The organism is Tepidibacillus fermentans (assembly GCF_004342885.1).
Classification (GTDB): Bacteria; Bacillota; Bacilli; order Tepidibacillales; family Tepidibacillaceae; genus Tepidibacillus; species Tepidibacillus fermentans.
On the sequence record NZ_SMAB01000018.1, the window covers coordinates 1 to 17,071 of the forward strand.

16 protein-coding genes are annotated in these 17,071 nt (G+C 37.1%); all 16 read right to left on the bottom strand.

Annotated features, from left to right (window positions below; all coding sequences use genetic code 11):
• Positions 1 to 360: 360 nt before the first annotated feature.
• The 16 genes from EDD72_RS09905 to EDD72_RS09980 all read right to left on the bottom strand — a co-directional run bounded on the left by EDD72_RS09905 (position 361) and on the right by EDD72_RS09980 (position 17,060).
• Entirely contained in the window at positions 361 to 1,104 is a 744-nt protein-coding gene (locus EDD72_RS09905; protein ID WP_132769870.1) for a TerC family protein, read from the bottom strand.
• A 261-nt stretch (positions 1,105 to 1,365) separates the two neighbouring features.
• Positions 1,366 to 2,868: a lysine--tRNA ligase gene (gene lysS, locus EDD72_RS09910; RefSeq protein ID WP_132769872.1), complete on the bottom strand. Its 1,503-nt coding sequence runs from the start codon at positions 2,866 to 2,868 to the stop codon at positions 1,366 to 1,368.
• Positions 2,869 to 2,883: 15 nt separating this feature from the next.
• Positions 2,884 to 3,360 (bottom strand): transcription elongation factor GreA, encoded by a 477-nt coding sequence (gene greA / locus EDD72_RS09915; RefSeq protein WP_132769874.1) that lies wholly within the window; start codon positions 3,358 to 3,360, stop codon positions 2,884 to 2,886.
• 400 nt (positions 3,361 to 3,760) lie between these two features.
• Positions 3,761 to 4,729 (bottom strand): tRNA dihydrouridine synthase DusB, encoded by a 969-nt coding sequence (gene dusB, locus EDD72_RS09920; protein WP_132769876.1) that lies wholly within the window; start codon positions 4,727 to 4,729, stop codon positions 3,761 to 3,763.
• A 117-nt stretch (positions 4,730 to 4,846) separates the two neighbouring features.
• Positions 4,847 to 5,335: a 2-amino-4-hydroxy-6-hydroxymethyldihydropteridine diphosphokinase gene (gene folK, locus EDD72_RS09925; protein WP_132769878.1), complete on the bottom strand. Its 489-nt coding sequence runs from the start codon at positions 5,333 to 5,335 to the stop codon at positions 4,847 to 4,849.
• On the bottom strand, positions 5,332 to 5,694 hold the full coding sequence (folB, locus tag EDD72_RS09930; protein ID WP_132769881.1) for a dihydroneopterin aldolase: 363 nt from the start codon (positions 5,692 to 5,694) through the stop codon (positions 5,332 to 5,334). The genes folK and folB overlap by 4 nt, the downstream gene beginning before the upstream one ends.
• Positions 5,694 to 6,533, bottom strand: coding sequence for a dihydropteroate synthase (gene folP / locus EDD72_RS09935; RefSeq protein WP_243643822.1), 840 nt, complete (start codon positions 6,531 to 6,533; stop codon positions 5,694 to 5,696). Before folP ends, folB begins: the two co-directional genes overlap by 1 nt.
• Positions 6,534 to 7,046: 513 nt before the next feature.
• Positions 7,047 to 7,934 carry a peptidyl-prolyl cis-trans isomerase gene (locus tag EDD72_RS09940; protein ID WP_165895049.1) on the bottom strand — a complete coding sequence of 296 codons (888 nt, stop codon included), beginning with the start codon at positions 7,932 to 7,934 and terminating at the stop codon, positions 7,047 to 7,049.
• 17 nt (positions 7,935 to 7,951) lie between these two features.
• Complete coding sequence (gene hslO / locus EDD72_RS09945) at positions 7,952 to 8,821, bottom strand: Hsp33 family molecular chaperone HslO (protein WP_132769887.1); 870 nt, start codon at positions 8,819 to 8,821, stop codon at positions 7,952 to 7,954.
• Between the two features lie 88 nt (positions 8,822 to 8,909).
• A complete protein-coding gene (locus EDD72_RS09950) occupies positions 8,910 to 9,674 on the bottom strand; it encodes a type III pantothenate kinase (RefSeq protein ID WP_132769960.1) in 765 nt (254 codons plus the stop codon).
• Between the two features lie 385 nt (positions 9,675 to 10,059).
• Entirely contained in the window at positions 10,060 to 11,748 is a 1,689-nt protein-coding gene (locus EDD72_RS09955) for a formate--tetrahydrofolate ligase (RefSeq protein WP_132769889.1), read from the bottom strand.
• A 152-nt stretch (positions 11,749 to 11,900) separates the two neighbouring features.
• A complete protein-coding gene (ftsH, locus tag EDD72_RS09960; protein WP_132769891.1) occupies positions 11,901 to 13,838 on the bottom strand; it encodes an ATP-dependent zinc metalloprotease FtsH in 1,938 nt (645 codons plus the stop codon).
• Positions 13,839 to 13,907: 69 nt separating this feature from the next.
• Complete coding sequence (hpt, locus tag EDD72_RS09965) at positions 13,908 to 14,447, bottom strand: hypoxanthine phosphoribosyltransferase (RefSeq protein WP_132769893.1); 540 nt, start codon at positions 14,445 to 14,447, stop codon at positions 13,908 to 13,910.
• 49 nt (positions 14,448 to 14,496) lie between these two features.
• Positions 14,497 to 15,867: a tRNA lysidine(34) synthetase TilS gene (gene tilS, locus EDD72_RS09970; protein ID WP_165895050.1), complete on the bottom strand. Its 1,371-nt coding sequence runs from the start codon at positions 15,865 to 15,867 to the stop codon at positions 14,497 to 14,499.
• Positions 15,830 to 16,306: a threonine/serine exporter family protein gene (locus EDD72_RS09975; protein WP_132769897.1), complete on the bottom strand. Its 477-nt coding sequence runs from the start codon at positions 16,304 to 16,306 to the stop codon at positions 15,830 to 15,832. The genes tilS and EDD72_RS09975 overlap by 38 nt, the downstream gene beginning before the upstream one ends.
• A gap of 22 nt (positions 16,307 to 16,328) precedes the next feature.
• A complete protein-coding gene (locus tag EDD72_RS09980) occupies positions 16,329 to 17,060 on the bottom strand; it encodes a threonine/serine exporter family protein (protein WP_207893693.1) in 732 nt (243 codons plus the stop codon).
• Positions 17,061 to 17,071: the final 11 nt, after the last annotated feature.

Below are 17,071 nucleotides of genomic sequence, written 5' to 3' on the forward strand. Positions count from 1 at the left end.
GGCACGCCGCCAGCGTTCGTCCTGAGCCAGGATCAAACTCTCCATTAAAGATTGTTTGATATAGCTCTTTGTTTTTCCTTCTGAATTGAAGGGTTCACGCTAAGCTGACACTGTTCAGTTTTCAAAGAACAATTGTAGCAGAAAAACAAATCAACGAATATGATTTTATCAAAATTTAATTTTGGTGTCAACCACTTTTACGTTAGATCAATATTTAAAACTAATCAAGAATTATTCTAAAATAAGATAAAATATCGATGATGTTTTCTATATTATCATTTTTAATTGGCCTCTTCAATATAAAAATTTTCCATTGCCAAACTTTAATCTGAAAGGTATGCAAAAGAAAAGCATGCTTGTTTACTCTTTATGGTTTGACCTGAACCATCCAACTCCTAAGATGAAAACAAGTATGATCCAAAAAATAGATTTCCACAGCAAGCTTTCTGCAAATTCATGACTTAATACATGAATACGTGGATGAGCTAGTGTGTGTATTGCTAATTTCACTCCTACCCATGCAACTACAAGATATGCTGCAGTTTCTAATCCCGGTCTTTTGTGTAATAAATCGACAAACCAATTTGCTGCAAAACGAATGAGAACTAAGCCAATAATTCCACCTGCTAGAACAACAATAAAATGTGCTCCATGCATTCCGCCGATATTCGGTAAATTGGTTTGTGGTAAAGAAACAGCTAAAGCTACGGCAGCTAATATTGAATCAACGGCAAACGCAATATCTGCTAATTCAACTTTAAGAACTGTGGCCCATAATCCTGATTTCTTTTGATTGTTTTGCTTGGTTGTCTCCTCATTTTCTTTCCTTTTGAAGATATGATTAAGCCCTAAAAAGATAAGATAGGCTGCTCCTAATGCCTGAACCTGCCATACATCTATTAGGTAAGAGATGATAAACAAAGAAGTAAAACGAAAAACAAAAGCGCCGGCAAGACCATAAAACAATGCTCTTTTTCGAAGGTCTGGTTCTAGATGTTTCACCATGACTGCCATTACTAAAGCATTATCCGCTGCTAACAGTCCCTCTAATCCAACTAATACAAGTAATGTCCACCCATATTCCGCTAAGATACCATAATCCAAAATTATTCCTCCTATTCAATTACCTTCAGTGTTTAATCATAGGTTAGTTTTTGTATTCGATTTATTCCGTATGTATATAAAAATGACCTTCACCTCCTAAAGGTAAAGGTCTTGCTAACAATTGGAATTGCCAATAAAGCCGAGGGAAAAACCCTGTAATGACGACTTTATTGTTAAAGCTACTCCCCTTTAATTCCTTCCCTATATAATTGTAAGTTTATTATAAAATGATATACATCAAGTGTCAATGACGCAAATATTTTAGTCCTCTTGACCACGATCTCGCATCAGTGGGAAAAGTAATACGTCACGGATCGATGGTTGATCGGTTAATAACATAACCAACCGATCGATTCCAATTCCTAACCCGCCAGTTGGGGGCATGCCAATTTCTAGAGCATGTATAAAATCCTCGTCCATTTGATGAGCTTCATCATTGCCAAGTTCGCGCTCTCTAAGCTGAGCTTCAAAACGTTCTCTTTGATCAATCGGATCATTTAACTCGGTAAATGCATTCGCATGTTCGCGACTAACGATAAAGAGTTCAAAACGATCCGTAAAACGAGGATCTTCTTCATTCTTTTTAGCTAAAGGTGAAATCTCAACAGGATGTCCATATACAAAAGTAGGCTGAACTAATTTTTCTTCTACTAGTTGTTCAAAGAACTCGTTTACGATATGGCCATACGTCATATGTGGTTCAATTTGAACATGATATTGTTTTGCAAGTTCCCTTGCTTCATCATCAGACATTTTGGGACTTAAATCAACCCCTACGTATTTTTTGATAGCATCAACCATTGAGATCCGTTCCCAAGGTGGTTCCAAGTTAATTTCTTGGCCTTGGTATGTAATTTTTGTTGTCCCAAGTACCTCTCGTGCCACATGCGCGATCGCATTTTCTGTTAAGTTCATAATGGTTTTAAAATCACCGTACGCTTCATATAGTTCTAACATCGTGAATTCAGGATTATGTCTAGTAGATACTCCTTCATTCCGAAAGACTCGTCCAATTTCATATACTTTTTCCATACCACCAACAATTAAGCGTTTCAGATGAAGCTCAATAGCAATCCGCATATATAACTCCATATCTAAAGCATTGTGATGGGTAATAAATGGACGAGCAGCAGCACCACCAGCAATCGCGTGCATGGTTGGTGTTTCTACTTCAATATAACCTAATTGATCTAAGTAACGACGTAGTGATTGGATAATTTTACTTCTTAAAATAAAAGTTTCTTTCACTTCAGGGTTGACGATTAGATCTACATATCTTTGACGATATCGTAATTCTACATCTTTTAACCCGTGAAATTTATCCGGTAGGGGATACAAGGATTTCGTTAAAATGTGAAGCTTATGAACTTTGATACTTGTTTCCCCTTTATTGGTTTTAAATACATTTCCCTCAACACCAATAATGTCGCCAAGATCTAATAATTCAAAAGCAGCAAACTCTGCCTCTGATACCTGATCTTTTCGAATATAGATTTGGATACGACCGGTTAAATCCTGAATATGAGCAAAGCCTGCCTTTCCTTGAAGCCGCTTCGACATGATTCTCCCAGCAAGAATCACATGAAGGTTCTTTAGCTCAATTTCTTCCTTAGATAATGAATCTACTTCGTCTAGAATTACTTTTGCAGTGTGCGTTCTTTCGAATCGATAGCCAAACGGATTAAATCCAAGTTCTTTTAATTCGGCTAATTTTTGTCGACGCACAAGAAGTAGCTCATTTAATTCGACCACCTCTTGGCTCATTTTAACCACTCCTACTTATTTTTTAATATCTAAAATTTCATATTGAATGACACCTGCGGGTACATTGATATCGACAATTGCTCCTATTTGCTTACCTAATAAGGCTTTGCCAACAGGAGATTCATTCGAAATCATATTTTGTGTTGGATCTGATTCAGCAGAGCCAACGATTGTATATTCAACAATTTCGTCAAATTCAATATCTCTTAACTTTACTGTAGAACCAATGCTAACGACATCTGTGTTTACATCATCCTCGTTAATGATCCGCGCATTGCGAAGCATTTTTTCTAAAGTGATAATACGTCCCTCAATGAAAGCCTGTTCATTTTTTGCATCCTCATATTCTGAGTTTTCACTAATATCTCCATAACCAATTGCAATTTTAATTCTTTCGGCTACTTCTCTACGTTTTACAGTTTTTAGATATTCTAATTCCTCCTCCAGTTTTTTCAAACCGGAAGGTGTTAATATTACTTCTTTATCAGTCATAGATAAATTCCCCTTTGTGAAAGATTTCCATATGATTATATGTTTATTCTTCAAAAATTATGCGATTACGAATAAACCACACAATCGTTTAACAAATAGAACAAAAAGCTTCTTTTGTTATTGGTACAAGAAGCTTTTGAACCTAAGTTCATATAATATGTTCCCTTTTTACCGCATAGAAAAATTTAACTTCATAAAAGTATGAATCATCATAAAGTTAAACTTGACGCTCAGCATAAAGCTTCCTTAAAAAGGTGTCGATAAAAGCTTTTCATATAATCTGAAGGGTATTATATTGCAATCCACCACTAATGTCAACCAAATATTAGAAGTTTAAAAAGAAAGTGTTGATTTTTATCAAGATGGATAATGGCTGTGTGAACGTTAAATGGTGAATATTTCACGACAAACTTGCTACGTAATTGGCTAAAATTTGCCTCATTTCCTCACGAGTTTCCACTTCATTCAGCTGTTCTCGAACCCTCGCTGCTTTAGGAAGTCCTTTTAAATACCATGCAGCATGTTTTCTCATTTCCCTAACACCTATCTTTTCTCCTTTTAATGCAATTAAACGATCCATATGAAGAAATGCAATCTCTATCTTTTCTTGAGGCGTTGGTTCAGGAACAAGTTCACCATACTTTAAATATCGAACTGTTCGATAAAGAATCCACGGATTTCCCAAGGCTGCCCTTCCAATCATCACACCATCAACACCCGTGGTATCAATCATGTTCTTTGCATCCACAGGCGTTTGGATATCACCGTTTCCAATTACTGGAATACGAACTGATTCTTTTACACGACGGATAATATCCCAATCGGCCTTACCACTGTACATTTGTTCTCTAGTTCGTCCATGAACTGCGATCGCGCTTGCTCCAGCACTTTCTATCGCTTTTGCATTCTCAATGGCATAAATATGCTCACTATCCCATCCTATTCTCATTTTCACGGTAACTGGTTTTTTCACCGCTTTTACAACAGCACTAACAATCTGTTCAATCTTTGGTGGATGTAATAGTAGTTTAGCACCTGCTTCGTTTTTTGTAATCTTCGGTACAGGGCAACCCATATTAATATCAATGATATCAGCTTTTGTGTACTCATCAACGATCTTTGCCGCTTCGACCAAACTATCTATTTCTGCACCAAAAAGTTGTAAGCTCAATGGGCGTTCATCATCTCTAACCTCGATCATCTTTAATGTTCGCTCATTTTTTTGTAAGATTCCTTTATCGCTCACCATCTCAGCTGTAACTAAGCCTGTACCAAATTGACGAGCTAGCGAACGAAAAGCATAGTTACTCACTCCCGCCATTGGAGCTAATACCACATTATTGTCCAACTCTACGTTTCCAATCTTCATGCTGTCCTTCCTCCTGTTGCATTTCTATGCTTTATTTTTGCTTGATTCATTCTTATCTGTTTGGCCAGTTCTTCTTGTGTAAGTCCTTTCAATTTAGAAAGTCACTGATTCTTTTATTTATATTTTCCATATTTTTACTTCCTCGCATGATAAAGACAACTGATCGATTAAACTTTCGATCGAGTTTGGTTCACTAGGAATTGAACCTTTATAGATATCGTATAATGGCTTTAATACAAATAGCCTTTCTCTCATATAAGGATGGGGAATAGTTAATTCGGGAGAAACAATGATCTCGTTTCCATATAAAAGAATATCAATATCGATCGTTCTAGGTCCCCAATGGATTTCCCTTTTTCTACCTAACTCCTTTTCTATGGTCTGTGTAATCTGTAATAGTTCATGGGCATTCAGTTCTGTTTCCACCTCTACAACCATATTTAAGAAATATGGCTGGTCTCTGTAACCAAAAGGTTCGGTTTCATATATCGGCGAATTGTTGATCACGCGAATATGTGGGTGTGAATCCAAGCGATCGATAGCTTGTTGTAAATAGTCTTCCCGATCGCCCATATTAGAACCTAATCCAAGAAACACTCTAGTCATTCGATCTTCCCTCTTTTAATCTCCACTGCAACACTTTGTAGATGTCCAGGAATTGGCGGCTGAAGTTTTCGAACGCGCACGATAACCCCTTGCACGGGGAAAGTAGAAAGGATTTCATTAGCAATACTTTCTGCCAATGATTCTAGTAACTTTTTGGGAGTCCCCATGACAAAGTTTTTTGTTACCTGATAAACTTTTGCATAATTCACAGTATCTTCCAAACAATCACTGGTACCAGCCTTTTTAAGGTTGAGAAAAAGCTCTAAATCGACCTCAAACTTTTGCCCTAAACGATTTTCCTCTTCAAATACACCATGATATGCATAAAACTGCATTCCTTGAAAAATAATTTTATCCATTATTCTTTCACCCTATCTATACCAACTGAATGCAAATAAACCATTGCATCCATCATTTTGGCTACACGACTCATCTCTTTCACATCATGGACGCGAACGATCTGACACCCTTTAGCAATCCCTAATGCGATTGTGGCTGCAGTACCTTCTACTCGATCATCAACAGGTAGATTTAAGGTATTCCCAACGATTGATTTTCTAGATGTACCCAATAAAACAGGATAACCTAAACTCACGATTTCCTCTAATCGATTCATAACGATTAGATTCTGTTCATATGTTTTTGCAAAACCGATTCCTGGGTCAAGGATAATATTCTCTTCGTTAACACCTGCTTCAAGCGCAAGATCAATACTTTGATATAAATCGCGAATAATATCATCCATTAATGATTGATAATTCAGATCGAAGCGATTATGCATTAATATAACCGGAACATTAAGTTTCGCTGCAACTTGTGCCATATTAGGGTCTTTTTTAAATCCCCAAACATCATTAATGATATGAGCACCTGCTTCAATTGCTTGTTTAGCTACCTCCGCCTTGTATGTATCAACTGAAATCGGTACATCGATTTCTTTTACTAGCCTTTGAATAATTGGAATAACACGTGATAATTCTTCTTCCAAGGAAACCTCTTGATGTCCAGGTCTCGTTGATTCGCCTCCAACATCAATAATATCTGCGCCATTCTCAACCATTTCTTTCGCGTGTATTACTGCTTGTTCAAGATCATTGAATTTACCGCCATCCGAGAATGAATCAGGTGTCACATTAAGGATTCCTATAATCAACGTTTTATTCCCAATTTTTATCTGTTTTCCATTTGCGTACAATATTTTTTCCTTATATACTTTTTCTTCAGATTTTAGAACTTTTTCAATTTCTTTTCCTAGTTCTTTTAAGCCAAATGGTTGTAATTTTAATTTCTTTAGCACATCCCAATATTGTTTTTTTGTACCCATCAATAAAACATCAGATGTTTCTTTTTTTAGTGTTGAAACATCTTTATGGACAACCGCTTCAGCCCCTTTTGCCAACATTTCTTGTTTAAGTATATGGACTGCCCTTAATGGAAGTTGTTGAACTTTGATAAATTTAAACTCTCCTTTTGGGAGCATAAGCCGTATTCCCTTTACATCCGCCCCAATAGTTTCCATTTCAGAATACAAAAATTCAAGTTTTGCTGGCTTAATCATATGGGTGTTATATTTCATAGCAGATACCCCCTAAGCATGAATTACTGAAACATACGTTCCATAATAAAATATAACTAAGTTCTTTGAAAACTACACTTCCCAATCCATCTGAAAAGGGATAATGGATGTGTGAACATTAATATGGTAAGTCATTCACTTCAGGGTTTCATCATAAATAGTAACTCGCATTTCTTTTTTTAATTGTTCTAAAACCTCTGGTAAGGAATTGATCTGATTTAGGGCCAATTCCCTCCGTATCTCGTTCTTTACCTCTTCATAAGGGAAATTTCTAGCCTCTCTTCGATCGACGATTTGAATAATCGCATAACCTCCCTCTACAGGTATAGGTTTACTGATTTCGCCAATTTTCAAATTCTTCACTTCGTTTCGTATAGCTGGGGATAAAGCAGCATCATCTAATCTGATAAACCCTAAATCTCCACCCTTACAGGCTGTTAAGAGATCCAACGATTTTTCTTGAGCTAATGTATTAAAATTGGACCCATTTTTCAACTCTTTGATTACTTGTAGGGCTGACTGTTTATCTTCCACTACAATCTGTTGAAGGTGCACCTTCGTAGATTCTCTAAATTGTTCTGGGTGTTCTTGATAATATGCTTTCAAATCTTCCTCTGAAATCACAACATCTTTTGTCGCTAATTCTTCCCAAAGTAAATAAAACTTCACATTTTCTAAAAGTTCATCCTTATTTAAACCTATTTGTTCTTTTAAATCAGTGGTCATATCTCCTTCTGAATCGTATCCATCTTGTAATTTCATATACTCACGTTCAATATCTTTTTGATCGACTTGAATACCATATTTTTTTGCTGCCTTAAAAATCACTTGTCGATTAATATAATCATTGAGAACTTCCTTACCATAAAGTCGTTTCATTTCCTCAAAAAATTGAGTTTCTGTGATCTTCTCACCATCAACGGTTGCTACAATCTCTTCTTTTTTCTCTCTATAAAATAACAAAAATGAACCGAGGGCAATCACTGCGAGTAGACTCAAAAGAGCCCATTGTTTTTTCCCCATTTTTTTCCTCTCCTTCATTAGGAAAAGTGAAGCAGTAGACGTTCTAAATCCTCTTTATCGTAATGATATTTTTTATTGCAGAATTGACAGGTAATCTCTGCTTTCCCTTCTTTTTCAATCATATTTTCGATCTCTTCTTTTCCTAATCCAATTAACATCTGATCGATCCGCTCATGAGAACAATTACATTGGAACTTGATATCGAGTTGTTCTAAAATTTTAATCTCTCCTAGTAAGCTTTCAAGAATTTGTTCAGGAGATAATCCCTGATCGATCAGATTGGTTACGGAATTCAATTCAGCCAACCTTTGTTCGACAAATTGGATATCGTCATCGCTCATTCCAGGTAAGATTTGAATGATAAATCCTCCTGCAGCTCGGATTTGATAATCGGGGTTGACAAGAACTCCTACCCCGACAGCAGATGGAATCTGCTCCGAATGCGCAAAATAATAAGTAAAATCTTCTCCTAATTCGCCAGAGATGAGAGGAACACTACCCACATAATAATCTTTTAGCCCTAAATCCTTAATGACATATAAATGACCTTTTCCGACTGCAGACGCTACATCTAATTTTCCTTTTTCATTTAACGGTAAGTCTACCTGACCATTGGTAATATATCCTCTTACGATCCCTTTTGCATTGGCATCGATGATAATTTGCCCAATCGGACCATCACCTTTGATCTGAATCGTTAATCTTTCCTCTCCTTTTAACATTGCCCCCATCATTGCTCCAACAGTCGCAGCTCTGCCTAAAGCCGCACTGGCTACTGGAGTCGTTTGATGACTTTTTTGTAACTCATTTACTAAATGGGTTGAACGAATAGCATAAGCTCGAATTTTTCCTTCAAAAGCTAGCGCTTTAATCAAGTAATCTTTCATTATGTCTCTCTCCTTGTAGAATATCGGCCTCACCCTTATCCTGGATAATTGTTCGAAAAAGGATTCCTTTTTGGAATCCTTTTCACTGTTATTGATTTCTTAAATAAATAATTCGTAATCCTTCTAAGGTGAGAAACGGATTAACAACATCGATACTGCGAGATTCACTTGATATTAATTCTGCTAACCCACCTGTTGCAATCACCTTTGGAACACTTCTACTTTGCTGCTTCATCCGTTCCACAATCGCATCAACTTGCCCTGCAAAACCAAAAACGATACCTGATTGCATCGCGGTAATGGTATTCTTTCCGATCACATTTGCAGGCTTTACTAATTCAATTCTCGGTAGTTTTGCCGCTTTTTGATAAAGTGCTTCAGTAGAAATCCCAATTCCAGGTGCAATTGCTCCACCTTGGTAAATGCCCTGTTCATCAATAAAATCAAAAGTAGTCGCAGTACCAAAATCGACAATAATCAATGGCGTCCCATAAATCTCTATCGCGGCAACAGCATTTACAATCCGATCAGCTCCTACCTCTCTTGGGTTCTCCATTTTAATATTAATGCCTGTTTTTACTCCAGGACCAACAATAATGGGTTGGATGCCAAAATATTTTTTTACCATCTTTTCTAATGGATAAATCATCGGAGGAACAACAGAAGAGATAATCGCACCCGTGATATTAGAAAATTGAATTTGCTGATGGACAAAGAGATTCTTAAGAATCATTCCAAATTCATCTTCTGTTTTGTTTTTATCAGAAGCGATTCGCCAATACACAAGTAATTCCTGATCTTGATAAACACCGATCACGGTATTGGTATTCCCGACATCAATCACTAGAATCATTTTCTTCACCTAATCTTTCTATTGCATTTCATGTTTTATCTTATCAATATTAAAAATGATTATCAACAATCGAGTAGGAGGGGGTGACTAAGTCCTCTCACACCACCGTACGTACCGACCGGTATACGGCGGTTCTCGATAGGACAAGACAAAGCCTTCTCCGAATCCATTCGTCTAGTACTTTGCTCTTTATCCAAATCATCCAAAAGGATGCAAGAAGAGGACTTAATGGCGTTCCAGTCTACTAAACCAGCCCTTGGCGGCTTAGGACTTTGTCTTGTTGTGCAGACTCATCCGAATGGCCTAGCCTCCAATTGGGTTCGTGTACCTAGGCGCACACAAAGAAGCAGGAGAAAGGGATCTCCTGCTAAATGGTTTCCATCTGTTAAAATAAACCTCGAATCGTACCATTCTCATCAATATCCATGTTTAATGCTGCTGGTTTTTTCGGGAGTCCAGGCATTGTCATTACTTCTCCAGTAAGCGCAACAATAAATCCTGCTCCAATAGAAGGTCTTAATTCTCGGATGGTAATCTTAAATCCTGTTGGCCTACCTAATCGGGTAGGATCATCGGATAATGAATACTGAGTTTTTGCCATACAGATAGGGAGTCTGTCCCATCCATTCTCTATAAATTGAGTAATTTGTTTTTTCACAGTACTTGTAAATTCCACACCATCTGCTCCATAGACCATTTTAGCAATCGTCCCGATCTTTTCTTCGATCGATTGATCCAGCGAATAAAGTTCTTGATGAACCCTTCTTTCTTTCTCAACAATCGCAATCAATTTTTGAGCTAATTCTATGCCCCCTTCGCCGCCTTTTTCCCAAACTTCTGTCATTGCGAAAGGTACTCCTTCTGCTTCTAACATTTCCTTTAATGCTTGTAATTCATTTTCGGTGTCAGTAGGAAAACGATTAATGGCAACAATAAAAGGAAGATGAAATTGACGAATCGTATCCATATGTTTTTGTAGATTTGCATAACCATTTCTTAATGCTTCAACATTTTCTAGTGCTAAATCTGTTTTCGCTACACCTCCATGCATTTTTAATGCTCGTACGGTAGCGACGATCACTACTGCGTTCGGTTTATAGTTCCCATACCTCGATGCAATATGGAAAAACTTTTCAGCCCCTAGATCGGCACCAAATCCAGCCTCAGTAATGGTATAGTCAGCTAGTTTTAGGGCCATTTTTGTAGCTAAAATGCTATTCGTACCATGCGCAATATTTGCAAATGGACCACCATGAACAAAAGCAGGCGTATTTTCGATGGTTTGAACAAGATTAGGTTTAATTGCATCTTTTAATAACAATGCCATTGCTCCTTGAGCACCTAAGTCTTTTGCTGTCACTGGTTTTTTATCATATGTATAAGCAACAACGATTTTCCCAAGTTTCTGTTTCAAATCTTCAATTCCATCTGCTAAACATAAAATCGCCATTACCTCTGATGCAACCGTAATATCGAAACCATCTTGCCGCGGTACACCTTGCATAGGACCACCTAAACCAATTACGATATTTCGTAATGCGCGATCATTCAGATCAACAACCCTTTTCCAAATCACCCTTCGCGGATCAATATTCAGCTCGTTCCCTTGCATAATATGATTATCGATCAGTGCAGAGAGCGCATTATGTGCTGTCGTAATCGCATGAATATCTCCTGTAAAGTGGAGATTAATATCTTCCATCGGCACCACTTGCGAATAACCACCACCTGCTGCTCCCCCTTTTATACCCATACTTGGGCCCAAAGAAGGTTCCCGCAAAGCAATGATCGCTTTTTTCCCAATTCGTTGAAATGCTTGACCTAAACCTACTGTAACCGTGGATTTTCCTTCACCTGCAGGTGTTGGATTAATTGCTGTAACAAGGATCAACTTACCATCTTCTTTATCTTTTAAGCGATTTAATAACTGAAGCGATACCTTTGCCTTATATTTCCCATAAAGTTCTAGCTCATCCTCAAAGATACCTAGTTGTTCCGCAATTTCTTGAATGGGTTTCATCTGTGCCTTTTGTGCAATTTCAATATCGCTTAGCATCGTTTTTTTGGTCATCATATCGCCCCTTTTTCTCTTATTCCTTTTTTATATCTAGTTAAGAACAAAAATTTCGATTCTATTTTTAGTATAACATTTCATGAAGCATTTCGATGAATGAATGTTCACAAAAAAAAAAAAGAAGTAGTTATTACTACTCCCTTATTTTATACCTATTCGTCTTTCTTTTCATCTTGGTTAGCTTGGTCATTAGGCTGTACTTCTTGATCTTGGCGATTCTCTTTTCCTTGAATCTGGATTTTAATCTCTCGATTTATCTTTTCGTCCGCTAATTTACCATTCTCAATTAACTGTCTAATTTCGTCAGCATCCAAGGTTTCTTTTACCATTAATGTTTGAGCAACCAATTCTAATTCATCACGATGTGCCTGTAAAACTTCTTTACAACGCTTATAGCTCTCATCAATAATTCTTTTAATTTCCATATCAATTTCGTATGCAATTTTATCACTATAGTTTGGCTCTCGATTAAAGTCTCTACCTAAAAATACCTGTCCTTGACCATGGCCAAACTGCATCGGGCCTAATTTTTCACTCATTCCAAATTCCGTAACCATCCGTCTCGCAATACCTGTTGCTCGTTCAAAGTCATTATGAGCACCCGTACTTACTTCACCTAGTACGATTTCTTCTGCCACACGACCACCTAACAAACCAACAATCTTATCTAATAATTCAGGCTTTGTCATAAAATAACGATCTTCTTTAGGTAACATTACCGTATATCCACCTGCACTACCTCTAGGTACAACGGTGACTTTATGAACCTGATCAGCATGCTCTAAATGATATCCAACAATGGTATGCCCAGCTTCATGATAGGCTACAATCCGTTTTTCTTTATCACTAATCATTCGGCTCTTTTTCTCTGGTCCCGCAATTACCCGATCAATCGCTTCATCCACTTCTTGCATCGTGATATTCTTTCGACCTTTTCTTGCAGCTAAGAGAGCAGCTTCATTTAGTACATTCTCTAAATCCGCACCAGTAAATCCTGGTGTTCTTCTAGCTAACACATCTAATTTCAAATCATCAGCAAGTGGTTTATTTCGTGCATGTACTTTCAGTATCTCTTCCCGTCCTTTTACATCAGGACGATCTACCGTAATTTGACGATCGAAACGACCTGGTCTAAGGAGTGCTGGGTCTAAAATATCTGGTCGGTTTGTGGCTGCGATAATAATAATACCTTCATTCGCACCAAAACCGTCCATTTCAACTAATAATTGGTTTAGAGTTTGTTCTCTTTCATCATGGCCACCACCTAAACCAGCACCACGTTGACGACCTACGGCATCGATCTCATCGATAAAGATAATACAAGGGGAATTTTTTTTAGCATTATCAAAAAGGTCACGAACCCTCGATGCTCCAACACCCACAAACATCTCAACAAAATCTGAACCGCTAATACTAAAAAATGGTACGTTTGCTTCACCAGCAACAGCTCTAGCCAACAAGGTTTTCCCTGTTCCAGGAGGTCCAACTAATAATACACCTTTAGGAATTCTAGCCCCTAAGCTCGCAAATTTCCGAGGATCTTGTAAATACTCAACGATTTCTTCAAGCTCTGCTTTTTCTTCATCAGCCCCTGCGACATCATTAAATGTTACCTTTTTCTTTTCTTCATTATATAATCGGGCACGGCTTTTACCAAAGTTCATCACTTTGCTTCCGCCACCCTGGGCTTGATTTAATAAGAAAAAGAAAAGAACAAATATAAGAATAAACGGAATAATAGACGTTAAAAAGGTGATCCAAATCGAATCCTTTTTTGGTTCTAAAAAGCGTAACTCTTTAACCGGTGCCTTTGTTAAGGTATTTAGAAATCCTTCACTAAAAGGAACATTGGTATAAAATTCTTTTTTATTGGTCGGTGTAGTATCTGCATATACCCCTTCAATCCGAAAAGTTAAACCATCTGGACGCGCGGTGATTTGGCTATATTTACCTTCCATTAATTCTTTCTGAAATTGTGTAAATGGAATTTGTTCAGTTTTTATGCCTGGTTTTGTTATAAAACTGACAATTCCAACAGTTAGTAATAATATTAGCAAATAAAATCCTGTATTTCTTAAAAAACGATTCAATCTCTTGCCTCCTCTCACGGGCACTTATTATATTTTACCATAGTAAAAAAATTACTCAAATAGAAGGGGCTATTTTTGATACACTTCTGGTTTTAAAACTCCAATGAAAGGAAGATTCCGGTATTCTTCTGCATAATCTAAGCCATAACCAACAACAAATTCGTCAGGAATAACAAAACCGCTTAAATCCGGTTTTAAATCCACTTTACGACGATGGGGTTTATCCAATAGAGTAACAATCTTAATTGATTTCACATTCCTTCTATTTAATAAATCGACTAAATAACTTAATGTAAGTCCACTATCAATGATATCCTCAACAATTATGAGGTCACGTCCTTCTACCGTACGATCTAAATCTTTTAGAATACGAACGACTCCAGAGGATTCAGTAGAAGCGCCATAGCTAGAAACAGCCATAAAGTCAACTTCAAGTGGAATATTCATCTTACGAATTAAATCTGACATAAATAAAATGGCACCTTTTAGAACACATACCATTAATGGTTTTGTATCCTTATATTCTTCGCTTAAAATCGCTCCTAATTCAGTGATTTTTTGATCCAGTTCTTCCTTTGAAATCAGTATTTCTTTGATGTCATTTTCCATAAACATCCTCCTATAAAATCTTATGTTTCAAAAATTGGCTTATTCCAAGCTAGAGATCTTCCAACTGTATATAAAGAAATGACTCCGTATTTTCCGAGATTCGTTTTAGGTTTGACCGTTTAATTCCTGGAATCCAAAGAATTTGGCCATCTGCTTCAATAATTGGTTGCTTGTCTCGCCATTCCTTTGGAATTTTCTGATCAATAAAAATATCTTTTACCTTTTTACTTCCATTCATCCCTTTGATTTGCATACGGTCACCATGTCGTCTACTCCGAACCGTTATTTTTTTTTCTTTCATGAGATGGAAATCAAAAACGTCCCAAACCCCACTAGGATCGTTTCTTTTTTCCGAAACATAAGCTCTTATTCGTTTTTTAATATGAGGTAATTCCAAAACGCCTGGTATTGACATCTCAAATACATAAGGAGTATGTTTCAACTCCTTTATTGTTTTCAATATAATTTTGTCATACTCTCGATAAACCCGAAGATTCGGTAAATCAAGCGATTTTGATGGATGTGACTGACTGATCAAAAATAATATTTTTTCTATGTGAGAAAAGGTAAATTCTTCTTTTAAATTCAGATAACTTAATATTAGATGAATTACCCGCCTTTGTAAAGCAATGTCTAAGTTTTGCAAATAGAATACATTCAAGATATAGGTATCCTTCTCTTTTTCGATCAGACTTTTGTTAAGTTCATTAGTAGCTACCTTTTGCATGTAATCATCTTCAGCTTGATTCAATTTTGCGATTTGACTTAAATGGTTAATGAGTTTTCTATTATACTTTTGTAAATAAGGAATAATGTTTAAACGAATTTCGTTACGAAAATATTTTGTTGAGAAGTTGCTTTGATCAACACGATAAGGGATAGACCATTCCTTTATATACTGGTCAATCTCCTCTCTTGTAATGTCTAACAACGGGCGAATAATCGACAATCCTTCGAATTCCCTTACATAAGGGATACCTGATAACCCATGTGGACCAGTACCTCGGATCAACCTCATCATTAATGTCTCTGCTTGGTCGTTAGCATGATGACCTAATGCTAGATATCCAGCATTCCACTCCTTTGCCGTTTCAAGATAAAATTGATAACGAATTTTCCTTGCTGCCTCTTGGGCCCCTAACTTCTTCTCCTTCATATAAAGAGGCACATTATATTCTTTAATAACGGCGGGTATTCCCATTTTGTTGCACTGATCTCGAACAAACTCAGCATCTAGATTCGCTTCAATCCCCCGAAATTGATGATTTAAATGAGCAACAACAAGCGGATTGGAAACCAAATTTGTTAAAATGTGTAATAAGGCCATCGAGTCAGGTCCACCAGATACACCGATAATAATTGGGCGATCATCTGAAATCATGTTATAAGATTTGATCGTCGCTTTGACTCTGTTTAACATGAATCTGGTCATTCCTTTTTTTAGTCTGTGATATTACTCCAGAAATAATAAGTCCGAAAGCAATCGCTCCAGATATTAGTAATGTCTTCGTAGCCAATTTAATAGCAATTGAGTATTCATTCTCCACAAAGTTACGCATAGTTTCGTACGCCGGCCCTCCCGGAACCAATGGAATGATTCCTGCAATACTAAATACAGTAACTGGCATTTTTTTTATCCTTGCAAGCAATTGACTTATGATTGCAACGAATAAAGTTGAAATCAGAGTTGCCGCCATAATATCGTATCCATAATTTACACTTAATATCGAATATAGCACCCAACCAAACATTCCAATGATTCCACCACTAATTAACGCCTTTTTCGGAACATTAAAGATGATTCCAAAAGCAATCGTTGAAAAAAAACCGGTCGCTAATAATTTAAGATAGTAGGACATCGTCATCATCCTTCAGACTTTTTTAACGGAAAAAAACAAGAATAACTGCTATTCCTGTACCGATTGCTAATGCAGTTAAAAGAGCTTCTGCTCCTCTAGCTAGTCCAGAAACAAGATCACCAGCCATTAAATCGCGTACGGCATTTGTGATTAGAACCCCAGGAACTAAAGGCATAATCGATCCGATAATGATCTTATCCAAATTGGTTCCAAAACCCATTTTTGTTGAAACGGAAACGATCAGACCAATCAGAAAAGCGGTTACGATTTCAGCAAAAAATTTCACTTTGGCGATATCGTGAAGCAGTACAAAAATAATGAAGCCAATACCTCCCGCAATAATAGCGGGAAAAGAGTCTTTCCAATCCCCACCAAACATTAAAACGAACAAACCGCTAGATATAGCCGCAGCCAACGTTTTTAACCACATCGGATAAAGGGGGTTCAATTGTTCGATCTCACGTAACTTTTCATAGGCTTCATCGATCGTCATTAGACCGTCACTAATTTTGCGGGAAATATCATTGACAAGAACAACTTTATTTAAATCAATCGATCGTAGATGAATCCGAATAAACTTTGTTTTCTGTTGGTTTTCTTCTTGAAGAGTTAAGAAGATTCCAGTAGGCGTTACATAGCTGGAAGCTTCTCCTTCAAGGAAGGATTGAGCAATACGAAGCATGGTGTCTTCAACCCGATATGTTTCCCCACCATTCGCTAACATCAGTTTACCTGCTAACAAACAGACTTCCATTACTTTAGAAA